General features: G+C 38.5%; 18 protein-coding genes and 2 pseudogenes. 6 read left to right on the top strand and 14 right to left on the bottom strand.

Annotation, left to right across the window (positions count from 1 at the left end):
- Positions 1 to 308: pseudogene (locus tag ACMZ6U_RS03110) on the bottom strand (IS982 family transposase); the annotation flags it as partial.
- Between the two features lie 117 nt (positions 309 to 425).
- Between ACMZ6U_RS03110 and ACMZ6U_RS03115 the strand changes: the two are divergent.
- Positions 426 to 953 carry a TetR/AcrR family transcriptional regulator gene (locus tag ACMZ6U_RS03115; RefSeq protein WP_416106176.1) on the top strand — a complete coding sequence of 176 codons (528 nt, stop codon included), beginning with the start codon at positions 426 to 428 and terminating at the stop codon, positions 951 to 953.
- A gap of 689 nt (positions 954 to 1642) precedes the next feature.
- Here ACMZ6U_RS03115 and ACMZ6U_RS03120 read toward each other — a convergent pair.
- Entirely contained in the window at positions 1643 to 1828 is a 186-nt protein-coding gene (locus tag ACMZ6U_RS03120; RefSeq protein WP_416106177.1) for a hypothetical protein, read from the bottom strand.
- 270 nt (positions 1829 to 2098) lie between these two features.
- Positions 2099 to 2305: a helix-turn-helix domain-containing protein gene (locus ACMZ6U_RS03125; protein WP_416106178.1), complete on the bottom strand. Its 207-nt coding sequence runs from the start codon at positions 2303 to 2305 to the stop codon at positions 2099 to 2101.
- 17 nt (positions 2306 to 2322) lie between these two features.
- On the opposite strand from ACMZ6U_RS03125, the pseudogene ACMZ6U_RS03130 reads away from it, so the two are divergent.
- Both ACMZ6U_RS03130 and ACMZ6U_RS03135 read left to right on the top strand, forming a co-directional pair.
- Positions 2323 to 2962 (top strand): annotated as a pseudogene (locus ACMZ6U_RS03130) (transposase); the annotation flags it as partial.
- On the top strand, positions 2889 to 3137 hold the full coding sequence (locus tag ACMZ6U_RS03135; RefSeq protein WP_416106179.1) for a transposase: 249 nt from the start codon (positions 2889 to 2891) through the stop codon (positions 3135 to 3137). The pseudogene ACMZ6U_RS03130 and the gene ACMZ6U_RS03135, both read left to right, overlap by 74 nt.
- A 505-nt stretch (positions 3138 to 3642) precedes the next feature.
- Here ACMZ6U_RS03135 and ACMZ6U_RS03140 read toward each other — a convergent pair.
- The 11 genes from ACMZ6U_RS03140 to ACMZ6U_RS03190 form a co-directional block, all read right to left on the bottom strand.
- Positions 3643 to 4353 (bottom strand): ABC transporter ATP-binding protein, encoded by a 711-nt coding sequence (locus ACMZ6U_RS03140; RefSeq protein WP_416106180.1) that lies wholly within the window; start codon positions 4351 to 4353, stop codon positions 3643 to 3645.
- Entirely contained in the window at positions 4353 to 5117 is a 765-nt protein-coding gene (locus ACMZ6U_RS03145; protein ID WP_416106182.1) for an ABC transporter ATP-binding protein, read from the bottom strand. Before ACMZ6U_RS03145 ends, ACMZ6U_RS03140 begins: the two co-directional genes overlap by 1 nt.
- Positions 5117 to 6070 carry a branched-chain amino acid ABC transporter permease gene (locus tag ACMZ6U_RS03150; protein ID WP_416106184.1) on the bottom strand — a complete coding sequence of 318 codons (954 nt, stop codon included), beginning with the start codon at positions 6068 to 6070 and terminating at the stop codon, positions 5117 to 5119. The genes ACMZ6U_RS03145 and ACMZ6U_RS03150 overlap by 1 nt, the downstream gene beginning before the upstream one ends.
- Positions 6071 to 6074: 4 nt before the next feature.
- On the bottom strand, positions 6075 to 6944 hold the full coding sequence (locus ACMZ6U_RS03155) for a branched-chain amino acid ABC transporter permease (protein WP_416106186.1): 870 nt from the start codon (positions 6942 to 6944) through the stop codon (positions 6075 to 6077).
- A 135-nt stretch (positions 6945 to 7079) separates the two neighbouring features.
- A complete protein-coding gene (locus ACMZ6U_RS03160) occupies positions 7080 to 8255 on the bottom strand; it encodes an ABC transporter substrate-binding protein (protein WP_416106188.1) in 1176 nt (391 codons plus the stop codon).
- 287 nt (positions 8256 to 8542) lie between these two features.
- On the bottom strand, positions 8543 to 8800 hold the full coding sequence (locus ACMZ6U_RS03165) for a DUF2129 domain-containing protein (protein WP_104968804.1): 258 nt from the start codon (positions 8798 to 8800) through the stop codon (positions 8543 to 8545).
- A gap of 103 nt (positions 8801 to 8903) precedes the next feature.
- Positions 8904 to 9494: an ATP-dependent Clp protease proteolytic subunit gene (locus tag ACMZ6U_RS03170; RefSeq protein ID WP_104967377.1), complete on the bottom strand. Its 591-nt coding sequence runs from the start codon at positions 9492 to 9494 to the stop codon at positions 8904 to 8906.
- 256 nt (positions 9495 to 9750) lie between these two features.
- Positions 9751 to 10380: a uracil phosphoribosyltransferase gene (gene upp / locus ACMZ6U_RS03175; protein ID WP_104967376.1), complete on the bottom strand. Its 630-nt coding sequence runs from the start codon at positions 10378 to 10380 to the stop codon at positions 9751 to 9753.
- Between the two features lie 91 nt (positions 10381 to 10471).
- Positions 10472 to 11638, bottom strand: a complete 1167-nt coding sequence (locus tag ACMZ6U_RS03180; protein ID WP_416106191.1) for a MalY/PatB family protein — start codon at positions 11636 to 11638, stop codon at positions 10472 to 10474.
- A gap of 9 nt (positions 11639 to 11647) precedes the next feature.
- Complete coding sequence (locus tag ACMZ6U_RS03185) at positions 11648 to 12742, bottom strand: cystathionine gamma-synthase (RefSeq protein ID WP_416106192.1); 1095 nt, start codon at positions 12740 to 12742, stop codon at positions 11648 to 11650.
- Positions 12743 to 13367: 625 nt separating this feature from the next.
- Positions 13368 to 15002, bottom strand: a complete 1635-nt coding sequence (locus ACMZ6U_RS03190) for a putative polysaccharide biosynthesis protein (RefSeq protein WP_416106194.1) — start codon at positions 15000 to 15002, stop codon at positions 13368 to 13370.
- A gap of 88 nt (positions 15003 to 15090) precedes the next feature.
- Here ACMZ6U_RS03190 and ACMZ6U_RS03195 point away from each other — a divergent pair, with 88 nt between their 5' ends.
- The 3 genes from ACMZ6U_RS03195 (at position 15091) to ACMZ6U_RS03205 (ending at position 18520) form a co-directional block, all read left to right on the top strand.
- Positions 15091 to 16536 carry a UDP-N-acetylmuramoyl-L-alanyl-D-glutamate--L-lysine ligase gene (locus ACMZ6U_RS03195; protein WP_416106196.1) on the top strand — a complete coding sequence of 482 codons (1446 nt, stop codon included), beginning with the start codon at positions 15091 to 15093 and terminating at the stop codon, positions 16534 to 16536.
- Between the two features lie 245 nt (positions 16537 to 16781).
- Positions 16782 to 17579 (top strand): ABC transporter ATP-binding protein, encoded by a 798-nt coding sequence (locus ACMZ6U_RS03200; RefSeq protein ID WP_104967371.1) that lies wholly within the window; start codon positions 16782 to 16784, stop codon positions 17577 to 17579.
- Positions 17576 to 18520: an ABC transporter substrate-binding protein gene (locus tag ACMZ6U_RS03205; RefSeq protein ID WP_416106198.1), complete on the top strand. Its 945-nt coding sequence runs from the start codon at positions 17576 to 17578 to the stop codon at positions 18518 to 18520. Before ACMZ6U_RS03200 ends, ACMZ6U_RS03205 begins: the two co-directional genes overlap by 4 nt.
- Positions 18521 to 18533: the final 13 nt, after the last annotated feature.

Raw genomic sequence — 18533 nt, forward strand, 5'->3', positions numbered from 1 at the left:
CACAATAGTATCTGGCGAGATTGCCCCACTCAAGGCTTGTCGAATGAGTTGAACCAACCAAATAAGTTGCCCCAAAAGAAAAGTTGACAGATTCTATAAAAATGACGTTGAGAGGTAATGCCTAACTCAGCTTGAAGTAGCAATAAAACAAGAAGAGACTCATCTGAAACTTTGGCTAAACCGATATTGCGACGATGTTTCAACGAATCTGGGCAGTAGGTCCGATAAAATTGAGAACTGATTTGGGATAATTGGTTGATATTCCATTGAAAATGATGGGATTTAGCGGTATACTGTAAGTGGCTCATTAGGACTACCTCCTGTTTGTTTTATCACTTACAGTATAGTCCTTTTGGACTTTTTATTGTCATTGAAAATCCACTAGCACCACGAGTAGTACATTTTATCAAATAAGGAAAATTTTTATGCAAGACATATCGAATAAAGAAAGAATTGTAGTAGCTTTTACACAGTTGCTAAGAGAAAAAGATTTTCACACTATATCTGTAACCAATATCACAAAAAAAGCACAAATTAGTAGAACTATTTTTTACAAACATTTTAAAAATGTCAATGATTTAAAAAACAAGTCGATTAAAGAAGTCCTTGATAAAATCACCGCCATTTTTAATCACAATCTGCTACTAGATGGGCAAGAACTCTTAGATATGTTAACTTACTTGCGAGATCGTAAAGATATTTTTCAAGTATGGGTTGCTCACTTTCCTGATATAGACAATATTGTAAACAGGTACATCAAAATGCTAGTTTTGAATTCAGATATCAAAAATTTATCCGAAGTCTTATATACGGGTTACCAGATTTCTGAAAAATACTCTTTCGATATCTATATCAACACCATTCAAACTTTGATATTTAATTGGTTATTACAAGGATGTTCTGAAACACCTGAGGAAATGGCAGCCATTATTGATAAAGCTGTATTGATTTGACTTTACATAAATACTACGATAACTTTGGAAGATTCCTTGTCTGCATGAATAACAGATTGTTGTCATAATTCATCATAGGGAATATCATATGGGATTCCAAACTAATACTGACTAGACTTGATAAGACAGTTAGGAACTTGCTGATAACCATTTGAGAAGGCCTCTGTTGTGGCAAGCTTCTTTAGCTTGCCACAACAGAGGCCTTCCTACCTTAAGTCTGTAAACTGATTACTCATCAAGTAAGAACTTTTATTTACAAATGGTATACTCACTCATTGTTAAAATCAGGGATAAGAAGAGAACTTTATACTCGAAGAAAATCAAAATCTGACTAGAAAAAGCGTCGTAGCTAGAACTAAAGTTCATCAAGGTAAACTTGACAATATCAGATTTTGATTTTAAATGAGTATTATCTGTGAAAACAGCTTCTAACTATAATTCAGTGACATTCATGATATAATAAATCCAAACCCTCTTGAAAAGACTACAGATGACCTGATTGACTATGGTTTTATACGAATCCTAACCCATGGGAACCTTGATGGCAAGTCTAATATCTTTGATAATGTCCGAGAACTTGTCACACTTACAGGAGCTTACCAAGTTCATGGAACACGATTAATATCCTAAAAAAGAGGCTGGTTTTCCCCAGACCTCTTCACTATTATCAAAATCTGTCATTTTGAGAGTTATTGGATAGGCTCGTAGATAAGACGAACTGTCTTATCATGCTTAGTGACACGCTCCGAATAGGCAGAGTAAGACTTATCACAACAAACCAATACTTTTGAGCATAAAAGACCATCATTGGGTGGAATAGCCTCGTAGCGACTCTCTAGTGGAAATATCATAGGATTGACTAAAAATTGAGACACCCTCTTTCCAATTCTAAGGGCGCTCAAAACCTTTTTGAAGTCACTATGCCCAATTGTCAAATTAAGCTAGACATTTTACGTAACTCAGAAAAACTTGATATGGTGTTTGATAATTCAAAGATTTTCGAGGAATTCTATTTCTTTTATCAGCTATTGCTGATAAATATTTCTACGGTCAGCTAAGCGATAAAGAGTTCTCATAGAGCAAGCAATTTTATCGGGATAAGTTCCTTTGACAACATCCAAACTCCAATTAAGTTCTAAATGCGCTTAAATAAAATCTTGTTCATTTTGGGTGAGTTGAGTCTGACGACGACCACAACGTTTCTTGTTAGTTTTGTAGTTCTTGTAGTAATCATAGGCCGTTTGACCAGCCTTGAAGTAAGCAATGACCTTATAAATCGTTTGTTTTGATCTTTTGAGAGATTGACAAATATCGCTAACGGTTATTCCTTCTTTATCATAAACCTCTATCATAACAAGCTCGGTTGTGGTACGATGAGTATTATGATTGTTACCTTTGTCCTGAAAATCACGAATTAACTTACCGCACCACAACTAGAGATGGCTATCGCGGCTACAAGAGCGATTCCAAGATTTGCGCCAGCTGTCCTTTATTAGGCATTTGTACAGAAAGTCAAAACCATCAGAAAGTGGTCACTCGTCATATTTGGAAGGATTATTTGGAGATTTGTGAGGCTATGCGACACCAAAGAGGGATGAAAGAGCTGTACCAACATCGTAAAGAAACCATTGAAAGACTATTTGGAATAGCTAAGGAGTACCACAATTTACGTTACACAAGAGAAAAAGGAAAGTCCAAAATGGAAGATAAGGTTGGGCTAACTTTGGCGTGTTTAAATATCAAAAAATTGGTTAAAATGATGGCAGGGAAGCCTTTTTATTTTGGTCAAATTCAGTTTGATTCCTCATTTTTCACTTCAAAAATAGGAGACATCAAAAAAGACAAACCCACAAAAGCAAGTTTGTCTTCAATCTGAGAAACAGTCTGGGAAGAGAGTGTTTCTTCACGAGCCTAAAAATGAAGAAGCGAGTCCCTATGAGAAACGGGCAACTCAAAGCAAGCTACAATCTTCAAATCGCTACCGAAAATCAGTTTGTTCTTCATTATGATATCTTTCCAAATCCAACCGATACCAAAACATTTCTTCCACTATTAGATAGTTACCCACATGATCTTAAAATGGTTGTCGCAGATGCAGGTTATGGTAGTGAAGAGAACCTAACCCTACTAGACCAACTTGGCGTTAACCACCTGATTAAATATGGTATGTTTGATAAGGAGTAGACAAGAAAGCAGAAACAATCTCCAAAGAATCTGGATAATTGGCTTTATGATGACATCAGTGATACCTACATACATCCTGATGGTTGGAATTATCATTTTGACTATATTAAACACAGCAGAACAACTACTGGATTTGAACAGGAAATTAGGGTTTACAAGGCGGATTATCCTGAGCTAGCCCCTCAGAAAGGGCTCTATGGCAACCAGAAATACCAAGAATTAAAGCCAAAAGAGAGTCAAGTGCTTTTATCTGAAGAAGGCAGTCGTATCTTCGCACAACGTAAAGTTGATGTGGAGCCTGTCTTTGGGCAGATAAAGGCTTGTTTGTGGTACAACGTTGTCAACTAAGGGGCAAACATCAAGTAAAAATTGACATGGGATTGGCTCTGATGGCCAATAACCTACTGAAATACAATACCAGAAGGATAAGACATTAAAATCAGAGACTCACATCAAACGTGAATCTCTGATTTTTTATGACTGATAGACTTTTGTCTCAGACTCATTAGCCACCCAGATATGCTTTTCGGACTTCGTCTGATTCAAGGAGTTCTTGTCCTGTTCCTGATAAGACGATTTTTCCTGTTTCTAATACATAGCCTCGCTCTGCGATTGAGAGTGCTTTTGTGGCATTTTGCTCAATGAGGAGAACCGTTGTTCCTTGTTTTTGAATATCTTGCACGATATCAAAGATTTCTTGAATAAAAATTGGCGCTAGCCCCATTGACGGTTCATCAAGCAGCAAGAGTTTTGGTTGGCTCATGAGAGCACGCCCCATAGCAAGCATCTGCTGCTCACCACCTGATAAAGTCGCTGCATCTTGGTTTTTACGTTCCTCTAAACGTGGAAAACGTTCAAAAATACTCTTAAGATTTTTTTGGTTTTGATCCTTATCTTTCTTTAAGAAGGCACCCATTTCAAGATTTTCCATAACGGTTAATCCTTCAAAAACATGACGACCTTCTGGAACTTGCGACAAGCCATCTGATACAATCTTACGAGCAGGAACTCGCTGGATTTCATTTCCTAGGAAAGAAATTTTACCCTCTTTAGGACGTACCAAACCGGAAATTGTACGAAGGATAGATGTTTTACCAGCACCATTCGCTCCAATTAAAGAAACAACTTCTCCTTCATTAACTTCAAAGGAAACATTTTTTACCGCCTCAATAGCTCCGTAGCTGACCGAGAGGTTTTCTACACTTAACATAGCCATTAGACGTCACCTCCAAGGTAGGCTTCAATAACACGTTTATCATTTTTTATTTCATCTGGTGTGCCGTGGGCGATTAAACGACCATATTCAAGAACGTAGATGCGTTCTGTCACTTCCATAACCAAACTCATATCATGTTCAATCAAAATAATAGTAATCCCAAATTGATCCTTAACTTGACGAATGAGTGCTGTTAATTCTGCTGTTTCTTGTGGGTTCATCCCTGCAGCAGGTTCATCAAGAAATAGAATTTTCGGCTCCGTAGCTAAGGCACGCACAATTTCAAGACGGCGCTGCTGACCATAGGGTAAATTCTTAGCGAGATGGTCTGCCTTACCATCAAGTCCAAAAATAGCTAACAAATCCATAGCTTTTTGACGTAACGTCTCTTCGCTAGCATAAAATTTTGGCAATCGCAACAAAGAAGAAAAGAAATGTGGCTTATTAGTATTGCTCATACCAAGCAAAACATTATCCAAAACAGTCATATTCTTAAAGAGACGAATGTTTTGGAAAGTACGTGATAATCCAAGCGATGCAATAGTATAAGGTTTCTTACCGTTTAAGAGGGTTCCGTCAAGGCTGATTGTTCCTTCAGAAGGTTCATAAACTCCCGTTAAGAGGTTAAAAAGAGTCGTCTTTCCAGCACCGTTAGGTCCAATAAGCCCTACCAGTTCCCCTTCATTCAGCTCCATAGTAACATCGCCAACGGCAGTTAACCCACCAAAATATTTGGTTAAATGTTTAACTTCAAGTAAGGCCATTAAGGATTGCCTCCTTTATTTTTTTGAAAGAATTTAGACAAAAGCAATTCTTTAGTTCCTAAAAGTCCTCCTGGACGGAATACCATAACTAAAATCAAAGCTAAAGAATAGATAATCATACGCAGATCCGCTACATTTTGCAAGTACATGTTGAGAATCCCTAAAACAATAGCTGCCACAATTGTTCCTGTCATTGAGCCAAGACCACCTAAAACAGCAATGATGAGATAATCAATAGAACGCATGATGGTAAAATCTTTAGGCGCAATCGTCCCGATGTAACCAACATAAAGAGAACCAGCAATAGCAGCTGTCATCGCCGCAATAGCAAAGGTAATCACCTTCACTTTTGTAGTGTTAACTCCCATTGATTCAGCTGCAATTTCATCCTCACGAACAGAAATCACTTGACGCCCTATTGCACTTCTTAGGTAATTCATCAAAAGTACAGCAATCACGACTACAAAGATGAAAACAACCTGCCATGAAGTATAAGGCAAAATGCCAGTCAATCCAGCTGCTCCATTTGTTAACTCACCACCGTTAACAATCGCAATCCGAATGATTTCTGCTACACCAAGTGTCGCAATAGCAAGGTAATCTCCCTTTAGGCGAAGCGTCGGAAAACCAACAATCACTGCAATAAGTCCTGCTACAATGGCACCTACAAGCATCGATAAGTAAAATCCTGCGTATGTCGGATTAGTTTGTGTCATAATAGCTGTTGCATAGGAACCAATTGCCATAAATCCAGCTTGTCCAAGTGAAAATTGACCAGAAAAACCTAAAACCAAATTGGTTCCCATAGCCATAATGATTGAGATACCAATCCCCATCAAAATTTGTACATGATACAACCCCAAAACGCCAGCACTAACTAGGATATTGAGGAGAAGAAAAGCAACTACAATAAGCCCTAGCCAGGCTAGGATTGATTTGATATTTTTGATCATTAGCTTATACCTTCTCCTTAATATTTTTACCAAGAATACCCGCTGGGCGAACCAAGAGGATAACAATTAAGATCGCATAAACAACAGCATCCTTATAGCTTGATAAACCAATTGCTGTCGATAATGTTTCCAACATCCCGATAATAAATCCACCTACAGCTGCACCAGGAATAATACCGATACCGCCTAGAACTGCTGCAACAAAGGCTTTGATACCAGGGGCCATCCCCATCAGAGGATTCATTGTATTGTAGTAAAGACCAATCAAAACACCTGCAGCACCAGCCATAGCTGAACCAAGTGCAAATGTGAAGCTGATTGTTGAATTGACGTTAATCCCCATTAATTGAGCAGCATCACTGTCTACAGACACGGCACGCATAGCCTTACCCATCTTGGTTTTCTTAACGATGAAGTTAAGAGCAAGCATCAAGACAATAGAGACTGCCAAAATAATCAATTGGATGTTCGTCACACTAATAGGACCCAAATCATACTTCACTGTCTGCATGGCTTGCGGAAAAGCGCGTGCTTCCGCACCTACTAAATAAACCATACCATATTCCAAAAAGAATGAAACACCGATAGCTGTGATTAAAGCTGCTATACGCGTTGAATTCCGTAGTGGTCGATAAGCCAAGAATTCAATAATAACCCCAATTGCAGCTGTGATAAGCATTGTTAAAATAAGCGCCACAAAGAAATTCATATGGAAGGTTGAAATCAGATAATAACCAACAAAGGCCCCCATCATATAAACATCACCGTGTGCAAAGTTAATCAACTTGATAATACCATAAACCATGGTATAACCTAGAGCCAATAGTGCATAAACACTTCCCAAAATGAGACCATTGACAAGTTGTTGTAACATAAGAGTTTACCAAACTTTCTATCAAAATAAGAACACCTGAGAAGGATTACTCCCCAGATGTTATCTTGTATTTTACTAATAAATAGTTGAGGTAGACATGTCATCAGAAGACATCACTACCATCTATTCTAGTGATTACTTGTCAGCTTCAACAACTGTAGCCAAGCTTTCCTTACCATCTGTAAGACCAGCAACTGATACGGATTTAACCGGATTGTGTTTCTTATCGATAGTCATTGTACCTGTCACACCTTCAAAATCTTTTGTTTTAGCAAGATTTTTAGCGATTTCGGCCGAGTTTTTAGCACCCTCTGCTGCATCTGCTACCATGTAAACAGAGTCATAACCAAGTGCCGCAAACATTGATGGTTCTTCACCATATTTTTCTTTATAAGCTTTGGCAAAGTCTGCCGCTTTTTCAGATGATTTAGCAGAGTATCCTGAGATATAGTAGATATCTGAAGCATTCTTGGCACCTGCCAATTCGACAAGTTTGTCGTCCGCAAATCCATCCGGACCAACGATTGGAGCATCAATTCCCATTTCACGAGCTTGTTTGATGATTGTACCAACTTCTTGGTAGTAACCAGGCATGACAATAGCATCAAAATCAGCATCTTTGAATTTTGTCAAAGCTGACTGGAAGTCAGTGTCTTTAGCTTGGAATGTTGATTCGTTAACAATCTCACCCTTGTATTGTTTTTTAAATTCTTTAGCGATTCCTTTAGCGTAGTCACTTGAGTTGTCATAGTAAAGAACAACTTTTTCAGCTTTCAACTCATCAGTAGCGAACTTAGAAATAGCTTCACCTTGATAACTGTCAATGAAAGTTGTACGGAACATGTATGGGCGTGTTTTACCGTCTTTATCAACTGTCAAGTCATCCTGAGTCGCAGCTGGCGCCACCAATGGAACAGCAGCTTTTTCTGCATTTGGACTAGCTGAGGCAACCGCTGATGATACCATTGGACCAACAATCGCATTAACTTCACTTTCAGTTGTCAAGTTAGTTGTAACCGTCGCAGCCTCTGAGTTATCAGATTTGTTATCTTTAACAAAAGCTTTGATTTTTTTACCATCAACACCACCATCTTTATTGATCTCATCGATGGCAAGTTGAGCACCATTTTTACCTGAATTACCATAGGCAGAAACATCACCTGTTGATTCAAAGTTCAATCCAATTTTAAGTGCGTCCCCAACCTTTGTTCCTTCTGCATTTGAACTTGAGCTACCTGGTGCAGCACCACAAGCTGCAAGAACAGCTGTACTCATAAATGCAACAGCTGCAAATGTTAATTTTTTCTTCATAGAATAGTCTCCTTCAAGTATGTTACATAATAATACTGAATTGTCAGAATATTGTCAATAGATTTTTTTCTGAATTTTTCAAATTCCTTAAAATACAACAGTAGCAATCTTTTAAGAGCTTTTTAACCTACCTAAATGTATCATTTCTTAAAATTATCTTTTTCTATCAAAAAAGATTGCTTGGAAAAACAGCTCAAAACAAAGAACTATCTTCCAACCAATCATTCTAAATTATTTTATTGTCATCATAACTTTCCTGATGATTATATTTTTTATATGGTTTTTACTTATTCTGTTTCATGGTTTCCTAAATTACCTACAAAATTCATATCAATAGCATCAAGTGCTGAGAGTTTGACTTTTTTTACAAATTTCATTGACTTCAAACTTTCTAGAACAGCCGCTTCTTGTTCTTTATCGATATAGATGATGAGGTATTTAAAGCGCCGGGAATGGTACACCATATCACCCAACTTACTTAACTTTCTAGCATCACGGTTGTAATAGAGATAAACCGCAAGGCCGATTCTTTCTTTGATTTCCATAATATCCTTTTTTTCTGTTTCAATCTTATTGCTACCATTATAGCAAATTTTCCAAAATAAAGAACCTGCTAGAAGCAGGTTCTTTAAGTTGAGATGATATCAATTATTTCAACTCATTATTATCCATGATAGCGTCAATGAAACCATACTCAAGGGTTTCCTCAGCATCCATCCAACGATCACGTTCAGCATCAATATGGATTTTCTCCATAGTTTGTCCTGAGTTATCAGAAAGAATTTTTTCTAATTTGTGACGTGTTTTCAAGAGGTGTTCAGCCGCAATAGCCATATCCGTTTGTTGGGTACCTCCACCAGTACCGCCCATTGGTTGGTGCATCATGTATTCTGCATTTGGTAACATAAAACGTTTGCCTTTAGCACCTGATGAAGCGATAATAGTTCCCATTGAAGCTGCCATTCCCATAACAATAGTTTGGACATCAGCTTTGATGAAGTTCATGGTATCAACAATTGCTAAGCCAGCTGAAACCGAACCCCCTGGTGTGTTAACGTAAAGGTAAATATCTTTGGTTGGATCCTGTGCATCCAAGAAGAGCAACTGGGCAATCACTGAGTTAGCCATGTTGTCTTCAACTGGACCAGTCAACATGATGATACGGTCTTTTAAGAGACGTGAATAAATATCGTAAGAGCGTTCGCCACGTGATGTTTGTTCAATAACTACTGGAATCATACTTCTTCTCCATTTTTCTTAAGATACAAGACCTAGGCTTAACAAGGATATCTTCCTAGTTTTTAAGGCACTTGTAAGGATTTTTCTTTGATAAACTTAATTACCAAATTTCTGATTGACTTTATTATAGGATATAGGTCAATAAAGGTCAAATAAAAAACTCAACTTTTAGCATTCTATAGATAAGAGTGCTAATTTTTGTCCAAAAAGGAAAGAGCGATCCTTTGCCCTCCCTCGGCTAATGCCAATATTATTTCTATTTTGTACCAAAGAGACGATCACCTGCATCACCAAGACCTGGAACAATGTAGCCATGCTCATTGAGTTTTTCATCAAGTGAAGCTGTATAGATATCTACATCGGGGTGTGCTGCTTGTAATTTTTCAACACCTTCTGGTGCAGCTACCAAACAAACAAAACGGATATTTGTTGCACCACGTTTTTTTAGTGAATCTACAGCCAAGATAGCTGAACCACCAGTAGCAAGCATTGGATCAACCAAGAAAATTTGACGTTGATCAATATCTTCTGGTAGTTTGACCAAGTACTCAACTGGTTCAAGTGTTTCTTCGTCACGATACATCCCAATGTGACCAACTTTGGCAGCTGGAACCAGACTCAGCAGACCGTCAACCATACCGATACCAGCACGAAGAATAGGAACGATAGCTAATTTTTTACCAGCCAATTGTTTCTGAACAGTTGTTGTCACTGGCGTTTCAATTTCAACGTCTTCAAGAGGTAAGTCACGAGACACTTCGTACCCCATCAACATAGCAATTTCATCAACTAATTCTCTAAAATCTTTTGTCGGAGTTGTTGAACGACGCAGGATTGAGAGTTTGTGTTGAATGAGCGGATGTGAAATGACTTGGAATTTTCCCATGATGTGAAACCACTTTCTATTGTTTTTATTTATTATACCAAAAAATCCTCCTTGAGGGGAAGATTTGGTTGATCAATGTCATTATTTTCCACTAGTTTTTGGGAAAAACTTTTACCAAGCGATTGAGTGCTTTCTCTAGTAAATGTGTAGGTGTGGCTGTGTTCAAGCGGAAATGATACTCTCCTTCTTTTCCAAACGTTAAACCATCATTCAAAATCAGTTTGGCATCCTCTTGAATCATTCGACCCAGTTCATTATGATCGATACCATAATCAGAAAAATCTAGCCAAACTAGGTAGGTGCCTTCTGGCTTCATAACTTTGATCTTTGTTTTGGTTCTCAAGGTTTGGGTGAGTAAATTGATATTCATCTCCAGAACAGTTTTCAGCTCATCTAGCCAAACTTTTCCGTCTCTAAGAGCTATTTCTGTGGCCAAAAAGCCTAACGTCGAAACTTCGTGTTGATTGTTAACTAATTGGGCATCTTTAAAAGCTTTTCTTAGTTTAGCATTTGGGATTAGTGCAAAGCTATTCTTGGTCCCTGCAATATTGAAGGTCTTTGTCGCACTTGTCAATACCAAGGCAAAATCTTGATAGTCAGGATTGACAGATAAAAGACTATGGTGTTCATTGCCAAAAAGAGCTAAGTCTTGATGAATTTCATCTGAAACAAGATAAACACCGTGCTTACGACAAAGCTCAGCCACTTTGATAATCTCCTCCTTCGTCCAAACACGACCACCAGGATTATGAGGACTACAGAAGATGTAAAGTTTGACCTGATTATCAACCAGCTCTTTTTCTAGTCGGTCAAAATCAATTTCAAAATAACCATCCTGATCCACCAGGGAATTAGTGACCAAGAGTCGCTCTACTAGTTTTACACTGCGAGCAAAAGGAGGATAAACCGGTGTGTTAATAAGAACCGCATCTCCTTTTTGGGTGAAAGCATTGATAGCGACCGAAATAGCCGGAACAACACCTTCAATCAAGACAATATCTTCCTTATCAACAGTGACTTGATGTTGCTCTTTTTCCCAACTTTGAATGGCTTGATAAAGGCTATCTTTAGGAGCGTCGTAACCAAAAACTGAGGTCTTAGCAAACTCTTCTAGGGCTTTGGTCATTTCTGGAAAAACTTGAAAGTCCATATCAGCGATCCATAAAGGAATAATTTCCGGATCTTCTTTGACCTTTTGCCATTTGATAGCATTGGTTTTGAGACGCTCTGGAACGTCTGTAAAATTATACTTGGTCATGCTAACTCCTTATTTGCTCAAGGCTTGCTCTAAGTCTGCTTTTAAATCTTCGATATCTTCAATACCGACAGACAGACGTAGCAAATCGTCCGTCAAACCATATGATGCGCGCACCTCTGCGGGAATATCTGCATGCGTTTGCGTTGCTGGGTAGGTCATTAAACTTTCCACACCACCCAAGCTCTCCGCAAAACTAATGATGTTTAAATGATTTAAAAGTGCTGGAATTTTCCCTTGATCTTTAACCTTAAAGGAAATCATCCCACCTTTGCCTGTATATAGTACTTCTTTGATAGCTTGATGATTTTCCAGAAAAGCAACCAGCTTTTGGGCATTTTTAGTTGCAGCCTCCATACGAATTTTGAGGGTTTTGAGACCACGCATCAAAAGATAGGCATCAAGTGGCGATAAATTAGGTCCTGTCGTATTGTAATGATACATGAGCTGGTCAAACAAGGATTGGTCATCTGTCACCACCACACCAGCTAAGACATCGTTGTGCCCTGATAAATACTTGGTCGCTGAATGGATAACAATGTCAGCACCAAGCAGAATCGGATTTTGGTAAACAGGACTATAAAAAGTATTATCTACTAGCACTTTTGCCCCGTGAGCATGGGCTACTTGAGCCACTTTTGCAATATCAAATTCAACCATCAAAGGATTAGTTGGCGTTTCGATATAGACAATATCAGTTGATGCATCAATGGCAGCAATCATTTCCTCTTGAGTATTGGCATAAGTAAACGAAAACCGTCCTTCAGATGCTTGATTGTTAAACCAACGGAATGCCCCACCATACAAGTCACGCGCCGCAACTACCTTACTTCCGTAAGAAAATACTGAAAAGGCTAATACAACAGCACTCATCCCCGAGCTCGTTGCTATGGCATAATCTGCTTTTTCAATCTTAGCTAGAGTGGTTTCTAGCGTTGTTCTGGTAGGATTTTTTGTTCTCGTATAATCATAACCTGTTGATTTTCCAAATTCTGGATGTTGGTAGGTAGTGGATAAATGGATCGGAGAAACTAGTGATCCTGTCACATCATCTGATTTAATACCCGCTTGTGCTAACACAGTAGCTAACTGATAATCTTTTGTCATAAATCTCCTTTTCTGACTCAAGAATAACTTATAATCATCATATTTAATTAAGTATATTTATTCTAACACTTCTTAGAAAAGATAGGAGGCAGCGCATTATATAGATTTATGATAGGAAGGTATAGTTTTGAATTATACCCCACACAACTAATACTCGAAGAAAATCAAATTCTGACTAGGATAGGAGCTGCAGATAGAACTGAAGTTCATCAAGGTAAACTTGACAACGTCAGATTTTCAATGAGTATAAGTTTAATAAGCCATAAGGTATGAACTCTTGTTAGCATTTACACCATCAAAAAAGGGAGTCGAAAAAGAACTCCCTTTAACCAAAAAATAATTCGTCTCCCTACCCCCACATTGCTCAAAAGGTCTGGAAGAGCTTTTGAGGTCACAGATAGAAAATACGATTCTTTTACCCGCTTCTATGTCTAGTTTCGAGCCTAAAACGTGAACGAGACATCCATTCAGAAGTGGTTGCTTGGGACTAAAAGCCTTAAGCAACTGTGCTGGGAAAGGCTAAAAGCGGTAAATCGCTAAGGATTTTTCCCAACTACTGTATTAAGATGTTAAAACGAACGCCATATTGATAGGAAGGACTTTTTACCCAGCCCCTTTTAATAACTTATGAAATCTTAAAGCGCTCACGTAAACGATTGGCACGACCTCCAATTAGCTTATCAAGCATCCGTGTTTTCAATGACATATAACCGTAGCTCATCATCCCAACTGCACCAACAATAACCACAAAAAGTACGCTATGAATACGGCTATCAGGATCCAGCACAAAATGCAAAACAAGCGTTACAAGGGTTGCTAAAATAGCCATGATAATTGTCATTACATTGATTAGCTGCAAACGACGATTTAACCCTGAAGGGCTAATTCCTGTTAGTTGCTGTAAACGAAGGTAACTGAGGACAATCGGAACAGCCAAGGCGATAGAAGTCGATAAAAGAGGCCCATAACCATGAAATAAATAAATCATCGGAACCTGCAAGATGATCTTCGTCACCAACCCATAACTAAAATAACGCATGGCTTTTCTATTTTCAAACATTGCTTGAAGCATTGGTGACAGCATAATATATAAGGCTAAAAATAAGGTTTGAACCATTGCTGCCACAAATAGACCCAGGGCCATATTAGTCGGCGCACCATAGAAAATCGTATAGACTGGCTTAGCTAAAATAAGAATCCCGACAATCGCTGGCATAATAAACATAAAGAGCATCTGCAAGTTGTTAGCGATGAGATTTGCTGCTGCTTTCATATCTTTTTTGACATAATTTTCTGTCAGTAGCGCGATCCCTACACCACCAATCGAGCCAGCTACAGAAACCAGAAGCATCACAATTTTGTTAGGATTAGAGGCAAAGTAGGCAAATTGAACTGATAATTCCGACCGACTATAATGGCTAATCATTGCCATAAAGTTAGCATAAGTAAACTGATCAATCAGACTAAAAATTTGAATGGCAGATCCCGTTACAATAAAAGGAATCGCTTCTTTTAAAGTCTCAAGCAACAAGCCTTTCGCATCTACTGAAATGTCTTTTGTTTTCTCAAAAAAAATGGGTTTTAATAGCTTTACCTTAGCTAGATAATAGAACAGCACTCCCATGCTAGCTAGCATTCCAAGAAAGGCTGCAAAAGTTGACTGTGTCACTGCCTTGACATAATCACCAGAACCAAGCTGCATAATGAAGTAAGCTGTCAATAGCATCCACAACACACGAATAAACTGCTCTGCTACCTGGCTTTTAGCAAAGGGAGCCAAATCATTATGACCTTGAAAAATGCCTCGAATAACACTCATCATCGGGAAGATCAAAACAGACCAGGATAAACTTTGAATAACTGGTACCAATTCATGCCCCACTCCTGAAAGTTTAGCAATAATAGGTGACAAGAGAAACATCGTTCCTGCACTAACAAGCCCTAAAATCAGCATTAACTTTAGGAATTCACGAATCAGCTGGATACTCTCAGATTTTTTATTTAAAGCATTATACTTAGCAATCTGTTTAGCTACTGCGACATTAAGTCCAGAAGTTGAGATCAAGAGAAAGAGGGAATAGATATTATACCCCTGTGTAAATAAGGCATTTGCCTTGTCCGCATGGCTTCCCATCCACAAATACCAAGGAATAATATAAACAACTCCCAATAAGCGACTGATAAAATTACCAGCTGCAGACCAAGCAGTCCCACGCATCATTTGCTCCTGTTGGGAGACTTTTGCTTTGCTTTCAGACATTTTCCTATCCTTTTAAAATTTATTCAATTTATTATAAACTTTTGCCTATGACTTGTAAAACTATAGCCATAGGTCTAAAATAAGAAGTATGATGCAAATAGAAACCGTATTAGATATTTTAAAAAACGACCATAATTATCGCCAAATCAATCATCCCGAAGGCTATTTCTATAACTGGCAGGGCGTTACATTTAACAAATTAAGCTATGACAGTCGTAATGCAGATGTTGAAACGCTCTTTTTTGCCAAAGGGGCATCCTTCAAAGCTGAATTTCTTCAACAAGCTATTTCCAAAGGGCTTAGTTGGTATATTTCTGAAATTGATTATGAAGTAGGTATCCCAGCTATTCTTGTCAACGATATCAAGCAAGCGATGAGTCTGATTGCCATGGCTTTCTATGATAATCCGCAAGAAAAATTACAATTATTAGCTTTTACAGGAACGAAAGGCAAGACAACTGCTGCTTATTTTGCCTACCATATTCTGAAACAAAGTCATCAGCCAGCCATGCTATCTACCATGAATACAACGTTAGATGGTAAAACCTTTTTCAAGTCAAGCTTGACAACACCTGAAAGCTTGGACCTTTTTAAAATGATGGCTGAAGCTGTTTCAAATGGTATGACTCATCTAATCATGGAAGTCTCTAGCCAAGCCTATCTGGTGAAACGTGTCTATGGCTTAACCTTCGATGTCGGAGTGTTTCTCAACATTAGTCCCGATCACATCGGACCGATTGAACACCCAACTTTTGAAGATTACTTCTACCACAAGCGCCTTTTAATGAGCAACAGCAAGGCTACCATTGTTAACAGTGAAATGGATCATTTTCAAGTTGTCAAAGAAGAAGTTGAAAAACTTCCCCATGATTTTTATGGTCAAAACTCCGACAATACTATCGAAAATAGCTCTGCCTTCTCTTTCGATGCTAAAGGTAAACTAGCTGGACATTACGATGCTCAATTAATCGGTGATTTCAATCAAGAGAATGCCCTTGCCGCAGGTTTAGCCTGCTTACGCCTAGGAGCAAGTCTGGAAGATATCCAAAAAGGTATCGCCCAAACCAGTGTTCCTGGTCGTATGGAGGTCTTAACCCAGACAAATGGTGCTAAGGTTTTTGTTGATTATGCCCATAATGGCGATAGTTTAACTAAGTTGCTAGATGTTGTCAGCCAACACCAAAAAGGGCAAATGACTCTTATTCTAGGAGCTCCCGGCAACAAGGGAGAAAGCCGACGTGCTGACTTTGGACATGTCATCAATCAATACCCGGATTTAGATATCATCTTAACTGCTGATGATCCTAACTTTGAAGATCCACAAACTATCTCCGAAGAAATTGCCAGCCATATCCACAGACCAGTTCAAATCATTATTGACCGCGAAAAAGCTATCGAAACAGCCATGCGTCAAACCAAAACTGAAAATGATACTGTCATTATTGCTGGAAAGGGAGCAGATGCCTACCAGATCGTTGAAGGCAAACATGCTAAATACCCTGGTGACCTTCTTGTCGCTAAATCCTTTCTATAGACTATTTAGAATGATTATCACTTCTTTTTGTAACCATTATTGATATTTTTTTGAATGATTATTGTTAAGAGTGTTTTCTATAAAAAGAGAAGAAAAGGGCTTTTGTAAGCCCTTTTACTATGCTATAATCAAATTCGTATTAGCCTTGTTGGACTTTCATAAAATCGTTCATGTTTTCATCTATTGATTTGTAACAGCCATCTTTGCTATCCAAATAAGCCAGCACTTCAAAAGGAGGATTTGTCTTGTCTGAGATTCACGCTCAACATATTGACGTGGCCTACGACCATCATACCATTATTGAAAATCTATCCGTCAAGATTCCTCACGGAGCGATTACGACCATTATCGGTGCCAATGGCTGTGGAAAATCTACCTTGCTCAAAGCTTTAACACGTATCCACAGTATCAATAAAGGACAGATTTATCTGGACGGGCAAGCCATAGCTCAAATGCCTACGAAGGAGGTTGCTAAAAAAATCGCTCTATTACCACAAGTTTTAGAAGCAACTGAAGGGATTACGGTCTATGAGTTAGTATCCTATGGGCGTTTTCCCCATCAAAAATATCTAGGAAGCCTGACAACTCACGATCGTAGTCGTATTCACTGGGCTATGGAGATGACCAAGATTACAGATTTAGCCAATCTCGAAGTGGATAGCCTCAGCGGTGGGCAAAGACAACGTGTCTGGATTGCGATGGCTTTGGCGCAAGATACAGACACTATTTTCCTGGATGAACCGACAACTTATTTGGATTTAAATCATCAACTTGAAGTCCTAGAGCTCTTGGCAGATTTAAACAAGAAGTCTCATAAAACCATCATTATGGTGCTTCATGATTTGAATTTATCAGCACGATTTTCAGATCATATTATCGCTATGAAAAACGGCAAGATTCAGTACCAAGGATCTGTTGAAGACATCATCACATCCGAACGTATCGAAGATATTTTTCACATTAAGGCTCATATCATCGAGGATCCTGTTTCCACACGTCCTATTTTACTTTCTTATCAATTACTACCTTTGGAGGATTTATGAAATTTCGCAAACTCTTAACACTCATTTGTCTGTTTACAGTCTCTTTTCTTCTAGTTGCTTGTGCTTCTTCTAAACAAGAAAGCTCAAAGCCAGAGGAAGTCAAAATCTCCAGTATGCCTAAAATAAAAGGGTTTACCTACTACGGGGATATCCCTGAAAATCCTAAAAAAGTTGTTAACTTCGCTTATTCATACACAGGACATCTCTTGAAACTCGGTGTTGACATGTCTTCTTTTTCTCTTGATTTAGAAAAGAATAGCGCCGCCTTTGGGGATAAACTGAAAGGCTTACCACAACTCAAATCAGCTGATACAGAAGCTATTGCTGCTGAAGAGCCGGATTTAATCATTGTGTTCTCACTTGATGAAAACATTGATAAACTCAAAGAAATTGCACCTGTACTAGCCATCGAATTCGGTGCTAGCGACTACTTGGAGGTCATGAACCAGTTTGGGCAAGTATTTGGCAAAGAAAAAGTAGCTAAAGCCTGGCGTCAAGATTGGGACAAAAAAGTGTCTGAAACTAAAAAAGAACTAGCTAATCAACTCAAACCAGACACAACCTTTACAGTTATGGATTTCTATGACAAGAGCATCTATCTTTATGGTCCAGAATTTGGCCGTGGTAGTGAATTAATCTACCGTGCCTTGGGTTACAAAGCTCCTCAAAAAGTTCAAGAAGACGTCTTTAAAGACGGTTGGTTCGGAGTTTCTCAAGAAGTTATTGGCGACTATATCGGGGACTATGCGGTTGTTAATATCAATAAAGATAATGAAAAAGCAGCTTCATCACTTAAAGAAAGTGATGTTTGGAAAAATATTCCCGCTGTCAAAGCAGGTCACGTCTTAGAAGTGGACTACAATCTCTTCTACTTCGCTGATCCAATGTCTCTTGATCTCCAATTAGATGCTTTTGCGGAGGCTATCCAAAAAGCTAATTAATCATTAGAAAGGC

This window comes from Streptococcus pluranimalium (assembly GCF_047785745.1).
In the GTDB taxonomy this organism is placed as follows: Bacteria; Bacillota; Bacilli; order Lactobacillales; family Streptococcaceae; genus Streptococcus; species Streptococcus pluranimalium_B.